Origin of the sequence: Aeromicrobium chenweiae, assembly GCF_003065605.1 — a bacterium.
Classification (GTDB): Bacteria; Actinomycetota; Actinomycetes; order Propionibacteriales; family Nocardioidaceae; genus Aeromicrobium; species Aeromicrobium chenweiae.
In genome coordinates this window covers 393807-410237 of sequence record NZ_CP026952.1, presented here as the reverse complement: position 1 = coordinate 410237, position 16431 = coordinate 393807, and the positions used below count along the sequence as shown (strand labels likewise).

The window sequence follows — 16431 nt, the reverse complement described above, 5'->3', positions numbered from 1 at the left end:
CCTGGTGTACCCGGGATCACCTCGGTCCAAGCGGCCGGTGCATGAACGCGCTGCGGCGGGGCACCTGAGGACCATGAGCCCCGACAGCCTCCAGCGCGACCAGTCGCTCGTGCTGCTGCGGAACGGCTACCGCTTCTGGGAGACGATGCGCCGAAGGGCAGGCTCGGAGATCGTCCAGACGCGCCTGCTCCACGAGCGGGTCACGGCGATCCGCGGCGCGTCCGCCGCCCAGTTCTTCTACGAGTGCCCGGACACCGAGCGCTCGTCCGCGCTCCCGACCGCCCTCGTGGGACCGCTGTTCGGCAAGGGGCCCGTGCACATGCTGGACGGCGACGCCCACACCCACCGCAAGGCCACCTTCAACGAGCTGATCGGGCCGGTGTCCGTGCGTGACGTCGCGGATGCGGTCGCCCGTCGCTGGGACGAGCGGGCACCCCGCTGGTCCGGACGCGTCGACGTGTTCGAGCAGGTCGGCGCGATGCTGCTGGAATCAGGATGCGACTGGGTCGGCATCGCCCTCGAGCCCGACCAGGCCGCCGGCCGGGCGCGCGACATGCTGGCCATGGTCGACGGCTTCGGTGGGCCCAACCTGAGACAGGTCGCCGCACGCCGGGCCCGCCGGCGGACCGAGGCGTGGGTGGAGCCGTTGGTGGAGGAGTCCCGCGGGGCGGGCGCGACGGTCACGACCCCCTTGGACGCCTGGTCACACCACCGCGACACCGAGGGTGAGCTGCTTCCCGCCCATACCGCGGCCGTCGAGGTGATCAACCTGCTCCGCCCCCTCGTGGCCGTCAGCTGGCTCGTCGCGGGACTGTTCGAGGCGCTGGACGTGAACCCGGCCAGCCGCGACGACCTGCGGTCCCACCGCGTCTCGGCGATGGGCGTCGCCCAGGAGGTGCGCCGTACGTACCCGTTCGTCCCGTTCCTGGCGACCCGCGCCACCCGTGACCTGGAGTGGCAGGGCGCGACGATCGAGAAGGGCACGCTCCTCGTTCTCGACGTGTGGGGCACGAACCACGATCCGCGGATCTGGCGCGATCCCGAAGCCTTCGACCCGGGCCGGTTCGACCACACACCCGTGACGCCGTACAACCTGGTCCCCCAGGGCGGCGGGTCCGCCGCGACCGGTCATCGCTGCCCGGGTGAGGATCTCACCGTCGCGATCCTGGCGACACTGGCCGGACGCGTCGCCGACCTGCACTGCACGGTCGAGGGGCCGCGGGCGACCCTGCGCCGGATGCCTCCCAAGCCCCGCTTGGTCGTGAAGGTCCGCCGCTGAGCCGTCGTCGGGACGATCAGTCCTCGACGGTGTCGAACACCCGGTCCATCCGGGTGATCTCGATGATGCGGGCCACCGGCGGCGAGACCCTCGCCAGCAGGAGCCGGCCACCGGCACGCTCCTGCTGCTTCTTGACGCCCAGCAGCGAGCCGAGCCCGCTCGAGTCGACGAACGTCACGCCGCTCAGGTCCAGCACCAGCGTGCGGTGGGAGACGTCCAGGGTGTCCACCTGGGAGCGCAGCTCCACCGACGTCTGCATGTCGATCTCCCCGGCGACGGACAGGACCGTCCGCTCCTGCTGGTCATCTGTCGTGAACGTCAGCTCGGTCATGCTCCTCCTCGGTCGTCGGGCCGCCAGGCCCGCACGCTCCACACGGTCTTGCCCCTGTCGGTGCCGCTGGTGCCCCACTCGTCGGACAGGGCGTCGACGATCTGGAGGCCGCGTCCGTGCTCGTCGGTCTGGGCGGGCTCGCGGGTCATCGGCAGCTCCCCCGCGTCGTCCTGCACCTCCACCCTCACCTGCGCGCCGGAACGGACCAGACGCAGCTGGACGGGCGGTCCGCCGTGCACCATCGCATTCGTCACCAGCTCGCTGGTGATGAGGGCGAGGTCACGAGTCACCGGCTCGGGGACGAGCCAGCGGTTCAGCCGTTCCACCACGAACTGTCGCGCCTCCGCCACCGTGGCACGGCCGGTGTCGCGGTGCATCGACAGGTCCGCGGTCTCCATGCGGGAGGTGACCCGGGCGACCAGCATCGCGACGTCGTCGTCCGGGCCCTCGGGGAGCAGCGCACCCACGATGGCCTCGGGCATCTCGGCGAGCGGGGTGCCGGCCCGCCAGACGACCTCGCGCTCCAGCGCGCGGATCCCGTCGTCGATGTCACGCCCGCGGTGCTCGACCAGCCCGTCGGTGTAGAAGACGATCGTCGCGCCGGTGGCCAGCGGGACCTCGGTGGTCCCCTCGTCGCCGTAGCCGGCGCCGAGCGGGGGGCCACCGGCCGTCAGGCGCCGCAGCCGGCCGTCGCGGTCCGCGACCAGCGGTGGCAGGTGCCCCGCGTTGGCGTAGCGAAGCGTCTCGTCCTCGGGGTCGAACACGCCGTAGACGCACGTGACGATCTGGTCACCGGACAGGTCCTGCACCAGGACGTCGAGGTGTCGCATGACCTCGTCAGGGGGCAGGTCCAGGGTGGCGAAGGCCCGGACGGCCGACCGGAGCTGTCCCATGACGGACGCCGCGCGGACACCGCGCCCCATGACGTCCCCCATCACGAAGGCCGTCCGTTCGCCGCCGAGCTCGATGATGTCGTACCAGTCGCCGCCCACGTACGTCCCCTCGACGCCCGCCCGGTAGTACGTCGCGACGTCGAGGTGCTCGAGGTCGAACGTCTCGGCGGGCAGCAGGCTCCGCTGCAGCTCCTCGGCGATCGCGTGCTCGCGGTGGGCGGCCTCCTCGCGGGCGCGGGCCGCGGACATCGTCTGCTCGGCCTCCCGCTGCTCGGTGACGTCCTGCATCGAGCCCTGCAGCGTGCGAGGCCGGCCCGTCTCGTCACCGAGCAGGGCGGCACGGACGGTCACGAGCCGCTCGACACCCTCGGGCGTCAGGATGCGCATGTCGTACGCCATGACGTCACCGACCGAGAGGTGCTGCAGGGTCGCGTTGACGCGGGTCGCGTCGTCGGGGTGCACGACACCCGAGATGACGCCGGGCCAGCCCATCTCCTCGAACTCCTGGCGGGACAACCCGGTCAGACGCAGCAGCTCCTCCGAGCCGGTCACGGTCCTGGACACCAGGTCGGCCTCCCAGCTGCCCACCTTCGCGAGCCGTTGGGCCTGGTCGAGCAGGGCCTCGCTGCGCTCCAGGGTGGCGCGCACCCGGCGGACCCGGTCGAGCTCGAGGTTGACCCGCACCCGCGCCAGCAGCTCGCGCGCGGCGAACGGCTTGACCAGGTAGTCGGCGGCACCCGCCTCGAGGCCCTCGACGGTGCCCTCCTCACCGGCCCGAGCGCTCAGCATGATGACCGGGACGCTCGTGGTGCGCGCATCCGCCTGCAGCTTGGCCAGCAGCTGGAAACCGTCGAGGCGGGGCATCATGACGTCGGTGATGATCAGGTCCGGCACCGTCTCGGCGATGCGCTCCAGCGCGTCGAGCCCGTCGGCAGCCATCGTGACGTCGTAGTCCTGGGCCAGCAGTCCCGCGACGTAGCGCCGCATGTCCACGTTGTCGTCGACCACCAGGACGCGTGCGACGTCCTCGTGCGAGCGTCCGGCCGGCCCGGCCACGGCGTCACGCACCGGGTCGAGCCAGCGCCACGCGTCCGAGACGACGTCGGCCCGCCGTGGCACGGCTGCCTCCGCGGAGCTGGACTCGACGATCGCCTCAGCCGGCAGGTGGGCTCGACCGAGCGGGATGCGGACGGTCATGGTCGTGCCGAGGCCCTCCGTGCTTGACACGCCCACGTCGCCACCGTGCAACCGGGCCAGCTCGGACACGAGCGCCAGGCCCACGCCGGAGCCCTCGTGCGTCCTGGAGGCGGCGCCGCGGACGCGGTGGAAACGCTGGAAGAGGTGCGCCAGCTCCTGCTCGGCGATGCCGCCGCCGGTGTCGGCGACCGTCAGCACCGCGTGTCCGTCCTCCTCGCGCAGCGTCACCGTGATGCCACCGGAGAAGGTGAACTTGAAGGCGTTCGACAACAGGTTCAGCACGATCTTGGACCAGTGCTCGACGTCGACGTAGCTGTCGACGGACATCTCCTCGCCGCGGTACGTCAGCTCCAGCCCCGCCTGCGTGGCGGCGGAGTCGAACATCGTGACCAGGGGCTCGGTGAGGCGGGCGAGGTCCACCGACTCGAAGTGCGAGACGATGCCGTCCGCCTCGAGGCGGGCGAAGTCGAGCAGGTTGTTGACGAGCTGCAGCAGCCGCTGCCCGTTGCGGTGGATGATCTCGAAGCGTGTGCGCTGAGGGTCCTCCGGCGGCAACGAGGGATCGCTGAGCGCGTCCGCCGCCGGGCCCAGCAGCAGGGTCAGCGGGGTGCGGAACTCGTGGCTGACGTTCGTGAAGAAGTCGGTCTTGGCCTGGTCGAGCCGGGTCAGCATCTCGGCCCGCCGCTTCTCCCCGGCGAAGGTCCGGGCCGCCGTGATCGACGCGGCCAGCTGCCCGGCGAACAAGTCGACGAACCCGGTGTAGGCCTCGTCGACCGGACGGTACGGGCTCAGGCCCGCGACCAGGAACCCGTACGGCTGGTGCGAGGCGGCTCCGGCCAACGGCACCATGAGTGCCCGCGTGGTCGGGGCACCCCACGGGGCGCGCGGTGGCTCGTGGGGAAGCGTCGTCAGGTCGACCAGCACCTCCCTGCCCGCCAGGGCCGCGTCGATCGGCCACGGCGCCGCGGCGGCGTCCACGTCGATCCCGCACGGTGCCAGCGGGTGGTCGTCACCGACGCCGGCGGCGCAGGCACGCGTGAATCGTCCACCCTCCGCGTCCAGCACGTAGACGAGCGCGAACGGGAGGGAGAGCGGATCGGCCTCGACCTGCTCCCCGGCCGCCGCGATCGCCTCGCTCTCGGTGAGCTGGCCGGCCGTCCGCGCAGCCAGGTCACGCAGCGTGGTCATCCGCCGGGTCGAGATCGTCTGCTCGGTGACCTCGCTGACGACGCAGAGCATGCCCTCGACGTGTCCGTCATCCGCTGCGAGCGGGCTGTAGGAGAACGTGTGATAGGTCTCCTCGACGAATCCGCTGCGCTCGAGCAGGAGCAGCAGCGACTCGTCCCACGTGGCGACGCCCGTGCTCATCACCGTCTCGATCCGGGGCCCGATGTCGTCCCAGATCTCCGACCAGACCTCGCTCGCCGGACGGCCGAGGGCCCACGGGTACTTCGTGCCGAGGGTCTGCCGCCGGTACGAGTCGTTGCACAGGAACGTGAGGTCTGGCCCCCACGCCATCCACATCGAGAACTTGGTGGTGAGCAGCGTCCGCACGGCCGTCTTCAGGCTCTGCGGCCAGTCGTCCGGCGGCCCGAGCGGGGTGGACGCCCAGTCGACCTCGGCCAGGTCACGGCCCACCTCGGTCGTCGTGAACGTGTGTCGCATCCGCTCCCTGCTCCCGTCCGGACTGTCCCTGCCGTGTTCCGCAGCCGGTTCGCGGCTCGTTCACGCTCGCGCCCGATTATGCCGAGTCCTGCCGGGAGCCGCAGCACGGGCCGTCGTCCCCCGGCGACGACGGGGAGACGGTGACCTACAGCGGCTCTGCGGGATCGTCCGCGGGCAGCGGGACGATCCGATCCGGGTCCGGTGGCACCTCGGGCTCGGCGTCCGGCTCGACGGCGAACGGGTCCTCCGGGTCGATGTCGTCGGGGTCGACGGGTTCGTCAGGCAGCACGGTCATGGCACTCCTCCTGAAGGGTCGGACCGAGGACGTACCCACCCCTGCGACGGATCATGCGCCGGCACGACCGGCCCGTTCGCGGCCCGCGTGGCACGCTGGTGCGGTGACCGTCATCCGCGCGACGCTCGAGGACGTCCTCGAGGCCGCCCAGCTCTTCGCGGCCTACCGCGAGTTCCACGGCGAGCCCAACGATGTCGCGGCAGCCGAAGCGTTCCTCGCCGCACGGCTCGCCCGGGGCGAGTCCGTCGTCCTGCTCGCGGTCGACGAGGACGAGGTGGTCGGGTTCGCGCAGGTCTACCCGACGTTCTCCTCGACCCGGCTGGCGCCCGTCTGGGTGCTGAACGATCTCTTCGTCGTCGAGCACGCCCGCGGCACCGGCGCCGCCGACGAGCTGCTGCACACGGTGGCCGCGCTGGCCGCGGACGCCGGTGCGGTGTCGGTCGGGCTCAGCACCGCGCACGCCAACGAGCGCGCCCAGGCGGTCTACGTCCGGCACGGCTACCAGCTCGACGAGGTCTACCGGTCCTACGAGAAGCCCCTCACCTGACGATGGGAGCCGGTCGATTCGCCCCGTCCCCCTCGGGGGACCTGCACGTCGGGAACCTCCGCACGGCGCTGCTCGCCTGGCTGTGCGCGCGATCGACGGGCCGCGAGTTCGTGCTGCGCGTCGAGGACCTGGACCGGGTCCGGCCCGGGGCCGAGGAGCGGCAGCTCGCCGACCTCGCCGCGATGGGGCTCGACTGGGACGGCCCGGTGGTGCGGCAGTCCGAGCGGGCGCGGTTCTACGACGCGGCGCTCGCCTCCTTGGGCGGCCGCGGGCTGCTGTTCGAGTGCTTCTGCACCCGCCGGGAGATCCTCGAGGCGCCGTCCGCGCCGCACGCCCCGCCGGGCGCCTACCCCGGCACCTGCCGTGACCTCACCGACGCCGAGCGGGAGGAACGCCGCGCGCTGCGGCCCGCGGCGCTGCGTCTGCGTGCCGGGACCTCGACCTTCACGATCGAGGACGAGCTGCACGGGTCGTACGAAGGGGTCGTGGACGACTTCGTGCTGCGCCGAGGGGACGGCGCCGTCGCCTACAACCTCGCCGTCGTGGTGGACGACGCACAGCAGGGCATCGACCAGGTCGTCCGCGGTGACGACCTGCTGAGCTCGGCACCGCGGCAGGCGTACCTCGCGACCCTGCTGGGCGCGGTGCCGCCGACGTACGTCCACGTGCCGCTCGCGCTCAACACGGCAGGACGGCGCCTCGCGAAGCGCGACGGCGCGGTCACCCTGCGCGAGATCGGCCCGGCGGCGTTCGGCATGGTTGCGGCCTCGCTCGGCCTGACGGGCTCCACGGCCGCCGACCTCCTGGACGGGTTCTCGATCGACCGCATCCCGCGGGAGCCGTGGATCTTCGTGCCGCCCGCCTGAACCGCGACGCGGGCTAGTTGTAGCTAGTGGGCGTCGACGAAGTCCTCGATGAGGTCGGCGAGCCGCTCGGGCTGCTCGATCGTGCTGGAGTGCCCGCTGCCCGTGACGATCTCCAGCCGCGCCCCGGCGATCGCCCCCGCGATGACCTCGGCCTTGGCCGGCGGCGTCGCGACGTCCTCGTCGCCCACGGCGACGAGAGTCGGAGCGGTGATGCGGTCGAGCTCGGCGAGGACGGGCTCCCGGTCAGTGACGCCGCGGATCGCCTGCTTGACGCCCGAGCGGCGGCACGCCTTGACGTCCGCGACCCAGGCGTCGGTGTCGCGCCTCGCGGCGGACGACGCGAGGAACGTGGGGCCGAACATGATGGGCTCCACCCGGCCACGCACCGGCGAGAGGCCGACGACGCCGTAGACCGTCGCGAGCAGCCGGTACTGCGAGACCTTCTCGGGGTCCTCCGGGCCGGCGCTGGTGTCGAGCAGGACGAGCGAGCGGATGAGGTCGGGACGGCGGGCGCCGAGTCGCATCCCCACGAACCCGCCCATCGACAGACCGACGAAGTGCACCGGCCCGACCCCGAGGGCCTCGATCACGGCAACGGCGTCCTCCGTGAGGGTGTCCATGTCGTAGCCCCCGTCGGCCGCGGGCGACCTGCCCTGACCACGCCAGTCGATCGTCACGCACCGGTACCGGTCACGCAGCCGCTCGACCTGGGCGGCGAACATGCGTCCGCTGAACAGCAGGCCGTGGCCGAAGACGATCGCCGGGGCGTCCGGCCGACCTGCGGGCGCGCCGGTGTCCTCGACGAAGATCCGGGCACGGTTGGCCTCGACGACGGGCATCTGTACCTCCGTGGGAGCTGGGTGCGCCGAGCATGCCAGTCCCCCGCCCGCCCCGCCACCCCGCTGGGTCTGACGTTTCTGCGGACACGCCGGCGGCGTGTCTGCAAGAACGTCAGGCCCAGCGTCGAGTGGTCAGGACTGCAGGTACGCGATGACGGCCATGACCCGGCGGTTGGCGCTGTCGTCGTCCGGGTGGAGGTCGAGCTTCATGAAGATGTTGCTCGAGTGCTTGCTGATGGCCTTCTCGGTGACGAACAGAGCCGCAGCGATCGCGGCGTTGGAGCGCCCCTGCGCCATGAGGCCGAGCACCTCCCGCTCGCGGTCGGTCAGCCGGGACACGGGGCTGTCGGTCGGGGCCCGCGCGATGAGGGCCGACACCACCTCCGGGTCGAGGACCGTCCCGCCCGCCGCGACGGTCCGGACGGCCTCGACGAACGTCGACACGTCGGCGACCCGGTCCTTCAGCAGGTAGCCCACCGCGCCGTCCCCGCTGCCCAGCAGCTCGCGCGCGTAGAGCTGCTCGACGTACTGCGAGAGCACCAGAACGGGCATCCCCGGCCGTTCCTCACGTGCGGAGATCGCCGCCCGCAACCCCTCGTCGGTGAACGTCGGCGGCATGCGGACGTCGACCACCGCGATGTCCGGCCGGTGCGTCCGGAGGGCGTCGCCGAGCGTCACCGCGTCGTCGACGGCGGCGACGACCTCGAAGTCGTACGCCTGCAGCAGCCGCGTCAGGCCGTCCCGGAGGAGGGCGAGGTCTTCGGCGATGACAACGCGCACGGAATCTCCAGGGTGACCACGGTCGGTCCCCCAGCGGGACTGACGAGGTCCATCGTGCCGTCGAACGCGGACAGTCGGCGAGCCACCCCTGCCAGTCCCGATCCGCGCTCGGGCGAGGCGCCCCCCGCCCCGTCGTCCTCGACGACGACCTTCAGGACGTGGCCGTCGTGGGAGACGTCGATCGACGCCCGCCGGGCGCCCGAGTGCTTGCCGATGTTGGCCAGCAGCTCGCTGGTCGCGAAGTACGCGGCCGACTCGACCGGTGCCGGCGGCCGCCCGGGCAGCACGATCGTCACGGCCACCGGGAGGGGCATGTCGAGGGCGAGGGCCTGGACCGCCCCGGCCAGGCCGCGGTCGGCCAGGACCGGCGGGTGGATGCCCCGCACGACCGAGCGCAGGTCACCCAGCGCGCTGGTGGTGACGGTCCGCGCCTCCGCGAGCAGACGACCGGCGGCCTCGGGGTCCTTGTCGATCAGCTCCTCGGCCAGCCCCAGGTTCATCCCCAGGGCGACCAGCCGCGCCTGGGCGCCGTCGTGAAGGTCCCGCTCGATGCGTCGCAGCTCGGCCGCCGAGTGGTCGATGGTCTCGGCCCGGGACTGCGACACCTCCGCGACACGACGCTCCAGCGCGCCCCGTGAGGGGGACAGCAGGACCCGGTCCAGCAACGCACGCCACCGGACGACGAGCGGTTCCAGCCCCCACCAGAGGCCGAAGGCGACCAGCATCAGCACCCACTCCAGGAACGCCTCGGCCTGGGTGTCGAGCACGAACAGGCCGTAGTCGGTGTCGAAGGTGCCGTCGGGCGTGATCGCGAACAGGAACGGGAAGATCGCGTACCAGACCACCGCGAGCGCCAGTCCGAGCCCGAGCCAGGCCATGGCCCAGCCGATGCACACCGACACATACGTCCACGCGAAGTCACGCCACCGCGCCGGGTCGCCGGCCCACCTCGCGAGGGCAGCCCGCGGCCCGCCATGCCCCCGGACGTACGGGCTCTCGATGCGCTGGCCGAGGATCCGTCCGGACACCCGGCGGTGGACGTTCGTCAGCTGCGCGGTGAGGGGGACGAACACCAGCAGCACCAGCAGGCCGACGCCGACGACGGCGACGCCGAGGCCGGCGGTCAGCGCACACAGCAGCACGACGGCCGGCACCGCCAGGCAGATGTAGACGACCGACCACCCGGTCAGCGCCAGCCGCCTGCGCAGACCTCCACGGAAGCCTTCGCCCTTCACGGGCCTGGTCAGGTCGACGGTCGTGCTCATGCCGGGCAGGCCTTTCGGGAGGGGAAGCGGCTCCCTCGAAGGATCGCTGCCTCGATCCTGCCCCATCCGCGACGGCTCGTCAGTGGGCCTGGACCCACCTCCAGGACGGGTCCTGGCCCCATCGTGCCGCGGGCCGGGAATCGCGAGGCTGGAGCGGTTCCACCTCCTCCTCGAAAGGCACGACCATGTCCCGCAGATCTCCCACCGTGAGCATCGCTCGCTGGAGCGCTCTTCATCCCTGGCGCGCGATCGGCCTGTGGGTCGCCTTCGTGGCCACGGCGCTCGCCCTGTCCTCCTCGATGACCACCGAGAAGGTCACCGACGCCGACTTCCGCATCGGCGAGTCCGGGCGCGCCTCGGCCATGATCGCCGACGCAGGACTGACGGCGAGCCCGACCGAGTCCGTCCTCATCACGGCGCCGAAGGGCACGCTGGACGTCGATGGCGCCCGCGCCGTCGCGGGACAGGTCGCAGCAGCGGCGAAGGACGTCACAGGTGTCGCCTCCGTCGGCGAGCCCGTCGTGGCGGCGAAGCAGGATGCGGTCCTGGTCCCCATCACCATGAGCGGTGACACCGATGCAGCCACCGAGAACGTCGACGGGCTGATAGACGCCACCGCCGCGGTGCAGGAGGCGAACCCACAGCTCGACGTCCAGCAGGCCGGTGAGGCCTCCCTCAGCGCCGGCATCAACGACAAGGTCGGTGAGGACCTCGCGTCCGCCGAGATGATGAGCCTGCCGATCACGTTCCTGATCCTGCTCGTCGCGTTCGGCGCGTTCGTCGCGGCCGGCATCCCCGTGCTGCTCGCGATCACGTCCGTCCTGACGGCACTCGGGTTCTACGCCCCGGTCTCCCACCTCGTCCCCGACGCCGGTTCGGTCTCCAACGTCGTGCTGCTGATCGGCATGGCGGTGGGCGTCGACTACTCGCTGTTCTACCTCAAGCGCGAGCGGGAGGAACGCGCCCGCGGCCGGTCCACGATCGACGCGATCGAGATCGCCGCCGCGACGTCCGGACGCGCGGTGGTCGTCTCGGGCTTCGCGGTGATGGTCGCGATGGCCGGGCTGTTCCTGTCGGGCGAGGCCGTCTTCAGCGCACTCGCCACCGGCTCGATCCTGGTCGTGCTGGTCGCCGTCATCGGGTCGCTCACCGTCCTGCCGGCCGTGCTGGCCACGCTCGGACGCTTCGTCGACCGTCCCCGCATCCCTCTGCTGTGGCGGCTCAACCGTCGCATCGGCACCGGCGGGATCAGCGGCCGCCTCATCCGTCCCGTGATCCGCAGGCCGTTCGTCTCGGCACTGGTGGCCGGCGGCGCGCTGCTGGCCCTGGCGGTCCCCGCGCTGGGCATGTCCACGCACGAGTCGACGGTCGACACGCTCCCGCAGGACATCCCCGCGGTACAGGCGTACCAGCGGGCGCAGGAGAGCTTCCCGTCGCAGCGCCCCATGGTCGAGGTCGTCGCCACCGCGACGGATGCCGGCGCGGTCCGGGCGGCGCTCGCCGACGTCGAGTCCGCGTCCGCGGAGCAGGGCCTCGCGGTCCCCGCCGGCCAACCGGCACAGGTCTCGGCCGACGGCCGCACCGCGGTGCTGTCGATGTACGCTCCCCACCCCGAGGGAGACGTCCGCAACGAGAAGACCATCGAGCGCCTGCGCAACAGCATCGTCCCGCGCGCGGTCGGCGACATCGACGGGGTGACCACGGCCGTGGGCGGTGGCGTCGCCGAGTCGTACGACTACGAGCACCAGGCCTCCCGGCTCCCGCTCGTCATCGGCTTCGTGCTGGTCCTGACGATGCTGATGATCACCTGGACGTTCCGCAGCGTGACCCTGGCGCTGCTGACGACCGCGCTGAACCTGCTCTCGGTCGGTGCCGCGTTCGGCGTCCTGACGCTGGTGTTCCAGCACTCCTGGGCCGACGGCCTGCTCGGCTACACGTCGTCCGGGTTCGTCGTCGACTGGATCCCGCTGTTCTGCTTCGTGGTGCTCGTCGGGCTGTCGATGGACTACCACGTCTTCGTGATGACCCGGGTCCGCGAGGGGCTGCGACGCGGGCTGCCGTTCGAGCAGGCCGTCGAGTTCGGCATCCGCGAGACGGCCGGGGTCGTCACGAGCGCCGCCGCCGTCATGGTGTCGGTCTTCGCGGTCTTCGCGTCGCTCGACATGCTGGAGATGAAGCAGATGGGCGTCGGGCTCTCGGTGGCCATCCTCCTGGACGCCACCCTGGTGCGGCTCGTGCTGCTGCCAGCGCTGCTCCTGGGGTTCAAGGGCCGCCTGCAGGGCCTGGGCAGGGTCGCGAGCCGCGAGGACGAGCACGCGACCGAGCTCGTCACCGTCTGACCGCTGGGCCTGACGTTTCTGCGGACACGCCGCCGGCGTGTCTGCAAGAACGTCAGGCCCAGCGTCAGGGGCGGCTAGATGAGGCCCTTCTCGGTCAGCCACTGCTTCGCGAGCACGTCCGGGGCCACCTTGTCGGGGCCCTGGTTCTTGGTGTTCAGGTCGAGCAGGTCCTCGGTCGTGAGTGCCTTCGAGACCTCGTCGAGGACGTCCTCGACGGTGTCCGTGGCCTTCTTCTCGTTGATCAGCGGCACGACGTTCTGCGCGGCAATCAGGTTCTTGGGATCCTCGAGGGTCACCAGCTTGTTGGCCAGGATCGACGGGGTCGTGGAGTAGATGTCAGCGACCTGGATGTCGTCGTCGAGCAGCGACTTGAGCGTCTTGGGACCTCCGCCGTCGCTGATCGGGACGAACTCGACGTCGGTGAGACCGTAGACCGACTCGAGCCCGGGGATGCCGTACTTGCGCTCCTTGAACTCCGGGTTCGCGCCCAGCTTGAAGTCGCCCACGTTCTTGAGGTCCGCAATGGTCTTGAGGTTGTTCTTCGCCGCGTACTCGGAGGTGACGTTGAGCGAGTCCTTGTCCTGCGCCGGTGCCGCGTCCAGCACCTCCAGCGTCTTCGGCAGGGCGTCCTCGAGCGCGTCCTCGACCTGCTCGGGCGACGTCGCCGTCGCATCCTTGTCGAAGTAGGCCAGCAGGTTGCCGGAGTACTCGGGCAGCAGATCGATCTCGCCCTTCTCCAGGGCCGGGATGTAGACCTCGCGGGCACCGATGTTGAGCTTCTTCTTGACCTTGACGCCCTTGGCCTCGAGCGCCTGGGCGTAGATCTCGGCGATGATCTCGTTCTCGGGGAACGCGGCCGAGCCGACCGTGATGGTGTCGCCGGCGGACTTCGCCGAGTCGTCGGACGTGGGGTCGCCGCCGCAGGCGGACAGGGCGAGGGCGAGCGAAGCGGCCGCTAGGCCCGCTGCGAGCTTGGTGATGGACATGGGTCTCCTTGGGGGTGAGGTCAAGCGGCGATGCGGACGGTGGCTGGACGGTTACGGAGTACCAACCGCTGGAGCAGGACGAAGATTCCGTCGAGGACGAGTGCGAGCACGATGACGACGATCGAGCCGGCCACGACCTGGGGGTAGTCGTTGAGGGCGAGGCCGTCGATCAGGTAGCGGCCCAGGCCGCCGGGGCCCGGGATGTACGCCGCGACCGTCGCCGTCGCGACGACCTGCAGGGTCGCGGACCGCAGGCCTCCGATGATGATCGGCAGCGCCAGCGGGACCTCGACCCTGGTCAGGATCTGCAGCTCGGTCATCCCCATCGCGCGGGCCGCGTCGACCGTGCGGCGGTCGACCGACTCCAGACCCGAGTAGGCGCCGGCCAGCAGGGGCGGGATCGCCAGCAGCACGAGCGTGAAGATCGCGGCCTTGATGCCGATGCCGGTGAACAGCGACGCGTAGGTCAGCACCCCGAGCGTCGGCAGTGCCCGCAGCGCCCCCGAGCTGACCACGGCGAGGCCCCGCAGGCGCCCGGTGTGGCCGATCCACAGGCCGATCGGGATCGCGATGGCGGCGGCGATCGCCACGGTCAGCGACGTGTAGCCCAGGTGCTGCACCAGCCGGTGCGGCACCCCGTCGTCGCCCGACCAGTGTGCGGAGTCGCCCAACCACTCGATCGTGTCCGAGAGGACGCTCATGCGCGTCCACCTCGCAGGTGCTGGGCGAACGACATCATCGGCGAGACCGGGCTGCGCACGGAGCTGCGCGGGCCCCGGTTCCAGGGCAGCAGGACCCGCCCGGCCACGACGATCAGCGCGTCGAGCAGCAGGGCGATCGCGACGATCCCCACGACACCGGTCAGGATCTCGGCGTCGTTGTCGGTGCGGTAGCCCTCGGTGAACAGGGAGCCGAGATTGCTGACGCCGGTCAGGGCACCGACGCTGACCAGGCTCACGGTGCTGACCGCCACGACCCGCAGCCCCGCGACGAGGACGGGACCTGCCAGCGGCAGCTCCACGAGGAACGCGCGCCCGGCGGGGGCGAAACCCGTGGCGGTGGCCGCGTCGAGCACGGCGGGCGAGACGGACTCGAAGGCGTCCGTGGCCGATCGCACCATGATCGCGACCGCGTAGACCGTCAGCGCCACGACGACGTTCAACGGGGACAGGAAGCCGGTGCCGATGATGCTCGGGAGGATGAGGAAGAACGCCAGCGACGGGATCGTGTAGAGCACGCCCGCGAATGTCAGCAGGACTCCCTTGAGGCGTGGGTGCCGACTCGCGAACCAGCCGATCGGAAGCGCGATGGCGAAGCCCAGCACGATCGGCACGACGCTGAGCCACAGGTGGCTGACCAGCAGGTCGCCGATCTTGTCGGTGTTGTCGCGGACCCATCTCATCGGTCGAGCACTCCGGCAGCCTTGCCGCTGCCGTCCACGACGATGCGGGCGCCGTCGCGCTCCTCGACGTGCAGGCGGCGGTGCCCCTTGTCGAGCCCCACGAAGCTGCGGACGAAGTCGTCGGCCGGCCGCGCGAGGATGTCGGCGGGCGCACCGACCTGGGCGACCACGCCACCCTTCTTCAAGATGACGACCTGGTCGCCCAGCAGGAACGCCTCGTCGACGTCGTGGGTGACGAAAACGATGGTCTTGTCGAGCTCGCGCTGCAGGCGCAGCAGCTCGGCCTGCAGCTCCTCGCGGACGATCGGGTCGACAGCGCCGAACGGCTCGTCCATCAGCAGGATGTTGGGATCGGTCACGAGGGCGCGGGCCACGCCGACGCGCTGCTGCTGGCCGCCGGACAGCTGTGCGGGGTACTTCGTGGCCAGCGAGGCGTCCAGCCCGACGGTCTCCATGACGGCGTACGAGCGCTCGCGCGCCTGCTTGCGATCGACGCCATTGAGCCGCAGGACGGTCGCGACGTTGTCGATGACCTTGCGGTGCGGCAGCAGGCCCGCCTCCTGCATGACGTAGCCGATGCGGCGGCGCAGCTCGACCCGGTTGCGGGTCGCGACGTCCACGTCGTCGATGAGCACCTGTCCGCGGGTCGGGTCGACCATCCGGTTGACCATGCGCAGCAGCGTCGTCTTGCCGCAGCCGGAGGAGCCGACGAGCACGGTCGTCGTCCTGGACGGCAGGACCAGGCTGAAGCTGCCCACGGCCTCTGTCCCGTCGGCGAAGGTCTTGCCGACGGTGCGGTACTCGATCATGCGGTCCTCCGCGCTCGACGAGGGGACGTCGGGACAGTAGGTAGGCAGGGAAAGGGTGCAGCCAGTGTTGCGTGATCACCCCGCCGCGGCAATCACAGGTGCGACGGGGTCCCAGGACGTCAGGGGTGGTGCCGCACCCGGTGCTCGACCGGGGTCGGCCCCGGCACCACGGGCAGACCGGCGGCACGCCAGGCATGAATGCCGCCGACGACGTCGCTGGCAGGAAGGCCCAGCGACACCAGGGCGGAGGCCGCGAGCGACGAGGTGTAGCCCTCGGTGCACACGACGATCCACTCCTGCCCCACCGCCGCCAGGGGCAGGCTCGCCCCCGACGTCGGATGAAGACGCCACTCCAGATGATTGCGCTCGACGATGACAGAACCGGGGATCTCCCCGTCCGCCTCGCGCTGCCAGGCCGGACGGATGTCGACGACGAGGGCTCCGGTCAGCGTCCGGCGGTAGGCCTCCTGGGGTTCCCGCCGGGTCAGGCCCGCCCGGGCGGACGCGAGCAGGTCGTCGACGGAGGCGAATCCCGCGCTCACGAGGCGGCCCGCAGCTCCGGTGCCGGCGCCTCGGGGTTGTCGGTCCAGACCGACGCGAGCCGGGTGAGCTGGTGGCCCTCGACGTCGTAGTAGCTCCTCCGGGTCAGCGGCGGCGAGTACGCGTGGTCGTGCAGCTGCGTCCCCTGGTCCTCGGTCCAGCTGATCAGCCACACGTCGACCTGGTCGTCGCAGCGCAGCCGCACGTGCCAGCGGCTCTCGGCGTCGGCGTGGACCTCGTGGAGGCCCGCACGGACGTCGTCGGCGACCTCCTGGGTGAGGGCCGCGAGATCGGCGAGCGACAGGGGTGCAGCGGTGGGACGGCGTACGAACATGCGTCCATGGAAACGGACCCGCACCGGCGTCCTCGGGGCATTCACACTCTGGACATATGCCCCG

Annotated in this window: 16 protein-coding genes; 4 read left to right on the top strand and 12 right to left on the bottom strand. The window is 71.4% G+C overall.

Annotated elements, in window-relative coordinates; translation table 11 throughout:
- Positions 1 to 73 precede the first annotated feature (73 nt).
- Positions 74 to 1279: a cytochrome P450 gene (locus C3E78_RS02030; RefSeq protein WP_108576743.1), complete on the top strand. Its 1206-nt coding sequence runs from the start codon at positions 74 to 76 to the stop codon at positions 1277 to 1279.
- A 16-nt stretch (positions 1280 to 1295) separates the two neighbouring features.
- On the opposite strand, the gene C3E78_RS02025 is transcribed toward C3E78_RS02030, so the two are convergent.
- The 3 genes from C3E78_RS02025 to C3E78_RS18110 form a co-directional block, all read right to left on the bottom strand.
- A complete protein-coding gene (locus C3E78_RS02025) occupies positions 1296 to 1610 on the bottom strand; it encodes an STAS domain-containing protein (protein WP_108576742.1) in 315 nt (104 codons plus the stop codon).
- Entirely contained in the window at positions 1607 to 5365 is a 3759-nt protein-coding gene (locus tag C3E78_RS02020) for a SpoIIE family protein phosphatase (RefSeq protein ID WP_108576741.1), read from the bottom strand. Before C3E78_RS02020 ends, C3E78_RS02025 begins: the two co-directional genes overlap by 4 nt.
- A gap of 145 nt (positions 5366 to 5510) precedes the next feature.
- Positions 5511 to 5660 carry a hypothetical protein gene (locus tag C3E78_RS18110; protein ID WP_159085774.1) on the bottom strand — a complete coding sequence of 50 codons (150 nt, stop codon included), beginning with the start codon at positions 5658 to 5660 and terminating at the stop codon, positions 5511 to 5513.
- Positions 5661 to 5763: 103 nt separating this feature from the next.
- Here C3E78_RS18110 and C3E78_RS02015 point away from each other — a divergent pair, with 103 nt between their 5' ends.
- Positions 5764 to 6207 carry a GNAT family N-acetyltransferase gene (locus C3E78_RS02015; RefSeq protein ID WP_199906906.1) on the top strand — a complete coding sequence of 148 codons (444 nt, stop codon included), beginning with the start codon at positions 5764 to 5766 and terminating at the stop codon, positions 6205 to 6207.
- A 2-nt stretch (positions 6208 to 6209) separates the two neighbouring features.
- Complete coding sequence (gene gluQRS, locus C3E78_RS02010) at positions 6210 to 7073, top strand: tRNA glutamyl-Q(34) synthetase GluQRS (RefSeq protein WP_108576739.1); 864 nt, start codon at positions 6210 to 6212, stop codon at positions 7071 to 7073.
- Between the two features lie 23 nt (positions 7074 to 7096).
- Here the strand turns inward: gluQRS and C3E78_RS02005 are convergent, their stop codons facing one another.
- The 3 genes from C3E78_RS02005 to C3E78_RS01995 form a co-directional block, all read right to left on the bottom strand.
- Positions 7097 to 7912 (bottom strand): alpha/beta fold hydrolase, encoded by an 816-nt coding sequence (locus C3E78_RS02005; protein ID WP_108576738.1) that lies wholly within the window; start codon positions 7910 to 7912, stop codon positions 7097 to 7099.
- 132 nt (positions 7913 to 8044) lie between these two features.
- Positions 8045 to 8692 carry a LuxR C-terminal-related transcriptional regulator gene (locus C3E78_RS02000; RefSeq protein ID WP_108576737.1) on the bottom strand — a complete coding sequence of 216 codons (648 nt, stop codon included), beginning with the start codon at positions 8690 to 8692 and terminating at the stop codon, positions 8045 to 8047.
- The gene (locus tag C3E78_RS01995) at positions 8644 to 9957 is read right to left on the bottom strand and encodes a sensor histidine kinase (protein ID WP_108576736.1); all 1314 of its coding nucleotides are present in this window, start codon (positions 9955 to 9957) and stop codon (positions 8644 to 8646) included. Before C3E78_RS01995 ends, C3E78_RS02000 begins: the two co-directional genes overlap by 49 nt.
- A gap of 185 nt (positions 9958 to 10142) precedes the next feature.
- Here C3E78_RS01995 and C3E78_RS01990 point away from each other — a divergent pair, with 185 nt between their 5' ends.
- Positions 10143 to 12296, top strand: coding sequence for an MMPL family transporter (locus C3E78_RS01990; RefSeq protein WP_108576735.1), 2154 nt, complete (start codon positions 10143 to 10145; stop codon positions 12294 to 12296).
- A gap of 74 nt (positions 12297 to 12370) precedes the next feature.
- On the opposite strand, the gene C3E78_RS01985 is transcribed toward C3E78_RS01990, so the two are convergent.
- The 6 genes from C3E78_RS01985 to C3E78_RS18560 all read right to left on the bottom strand — a co-directional run bounded on the left by C3E78_RS01985 (position 12371) and on the right by C3E78_RS18560 (position 16367).
- Complete coding sequence (locus C3E78_RS01985) at positions 12371 to 13282, bottom strand: ABC transporter substrate-binding protein (RefSeq protein ID WP_108576734.1); 912 nt, start codon at positions 13280 to 13282, stop codon at positions 12371 to 12373.
- 20 nt (positions 13283 to 13302) lie between these two features.
- Positions 13303 to 13983: an ABC transporter permease gene (locus C3E78_RS01980; RefSeq protein WP_108576733.1), complete on the bottom strand. Its 681-nt coding sequence runs from the start codon at positions 13981 to 13983 to the stop codon at positions 13303 to 13305.
- Positions 13980 to 14684, bottom strand: coding sequence for an ABC transporter permease (locus C3E78_RS01975; RefSeq protein ID WP_108576732.1), 705 nt, complete (start codon positions 14682 to 14684; stop codon positions 13980 to 13982). The genes C3E78_RS01980 and C3E78_RS01975 overlap by 4 nt, the downstream gene beginning before the upstream one ends.
- Positions 14681 to 15493 carry an ABC transporter ATP-binding protein gene (locus tag C3E78_RS01970; RefSeq protein WP_108576731.1) on the bottom strand — a complete coding sequence of 271 codons (813 nt, stop codon included), beginning with the start codon at positions 15491 to 15493 and terminating at the stop codon, positions 14681 to 14683. Before C3E78_RS01970 ends, C3E78_RS01975 begins: the two co-directional genes overlap by 4 nt.
- 119 nt (positions 15494 to 15612) lie before the next feature.
- Complete coding sequence (locus tag C3E78_RS18565) at positions 15613 to 16035, bottom strand: rhodanese-like domain-containing protein (RefSeq protein WP_108576730.1); 423 nt, start codon at positions 16033 to 16035, stop codon at positions 15613 to 15615.
- Entirely contained in the window at positions 16032 to 16367 is a 336-nt protein-coding gene (locus C3E78_RS18560) for a cupin domain-containing protein (RefSeq protein ID WP_108576729.1), read from the bottom strand. The genes C3E78_RS18565 and C3E78_RS18560 overlap by 4 nt, the downstream gene beginning before the upstream one ends.
- Between the last annotated feature and the right edge of the window lie 64 nt (positions 16368 to 16431).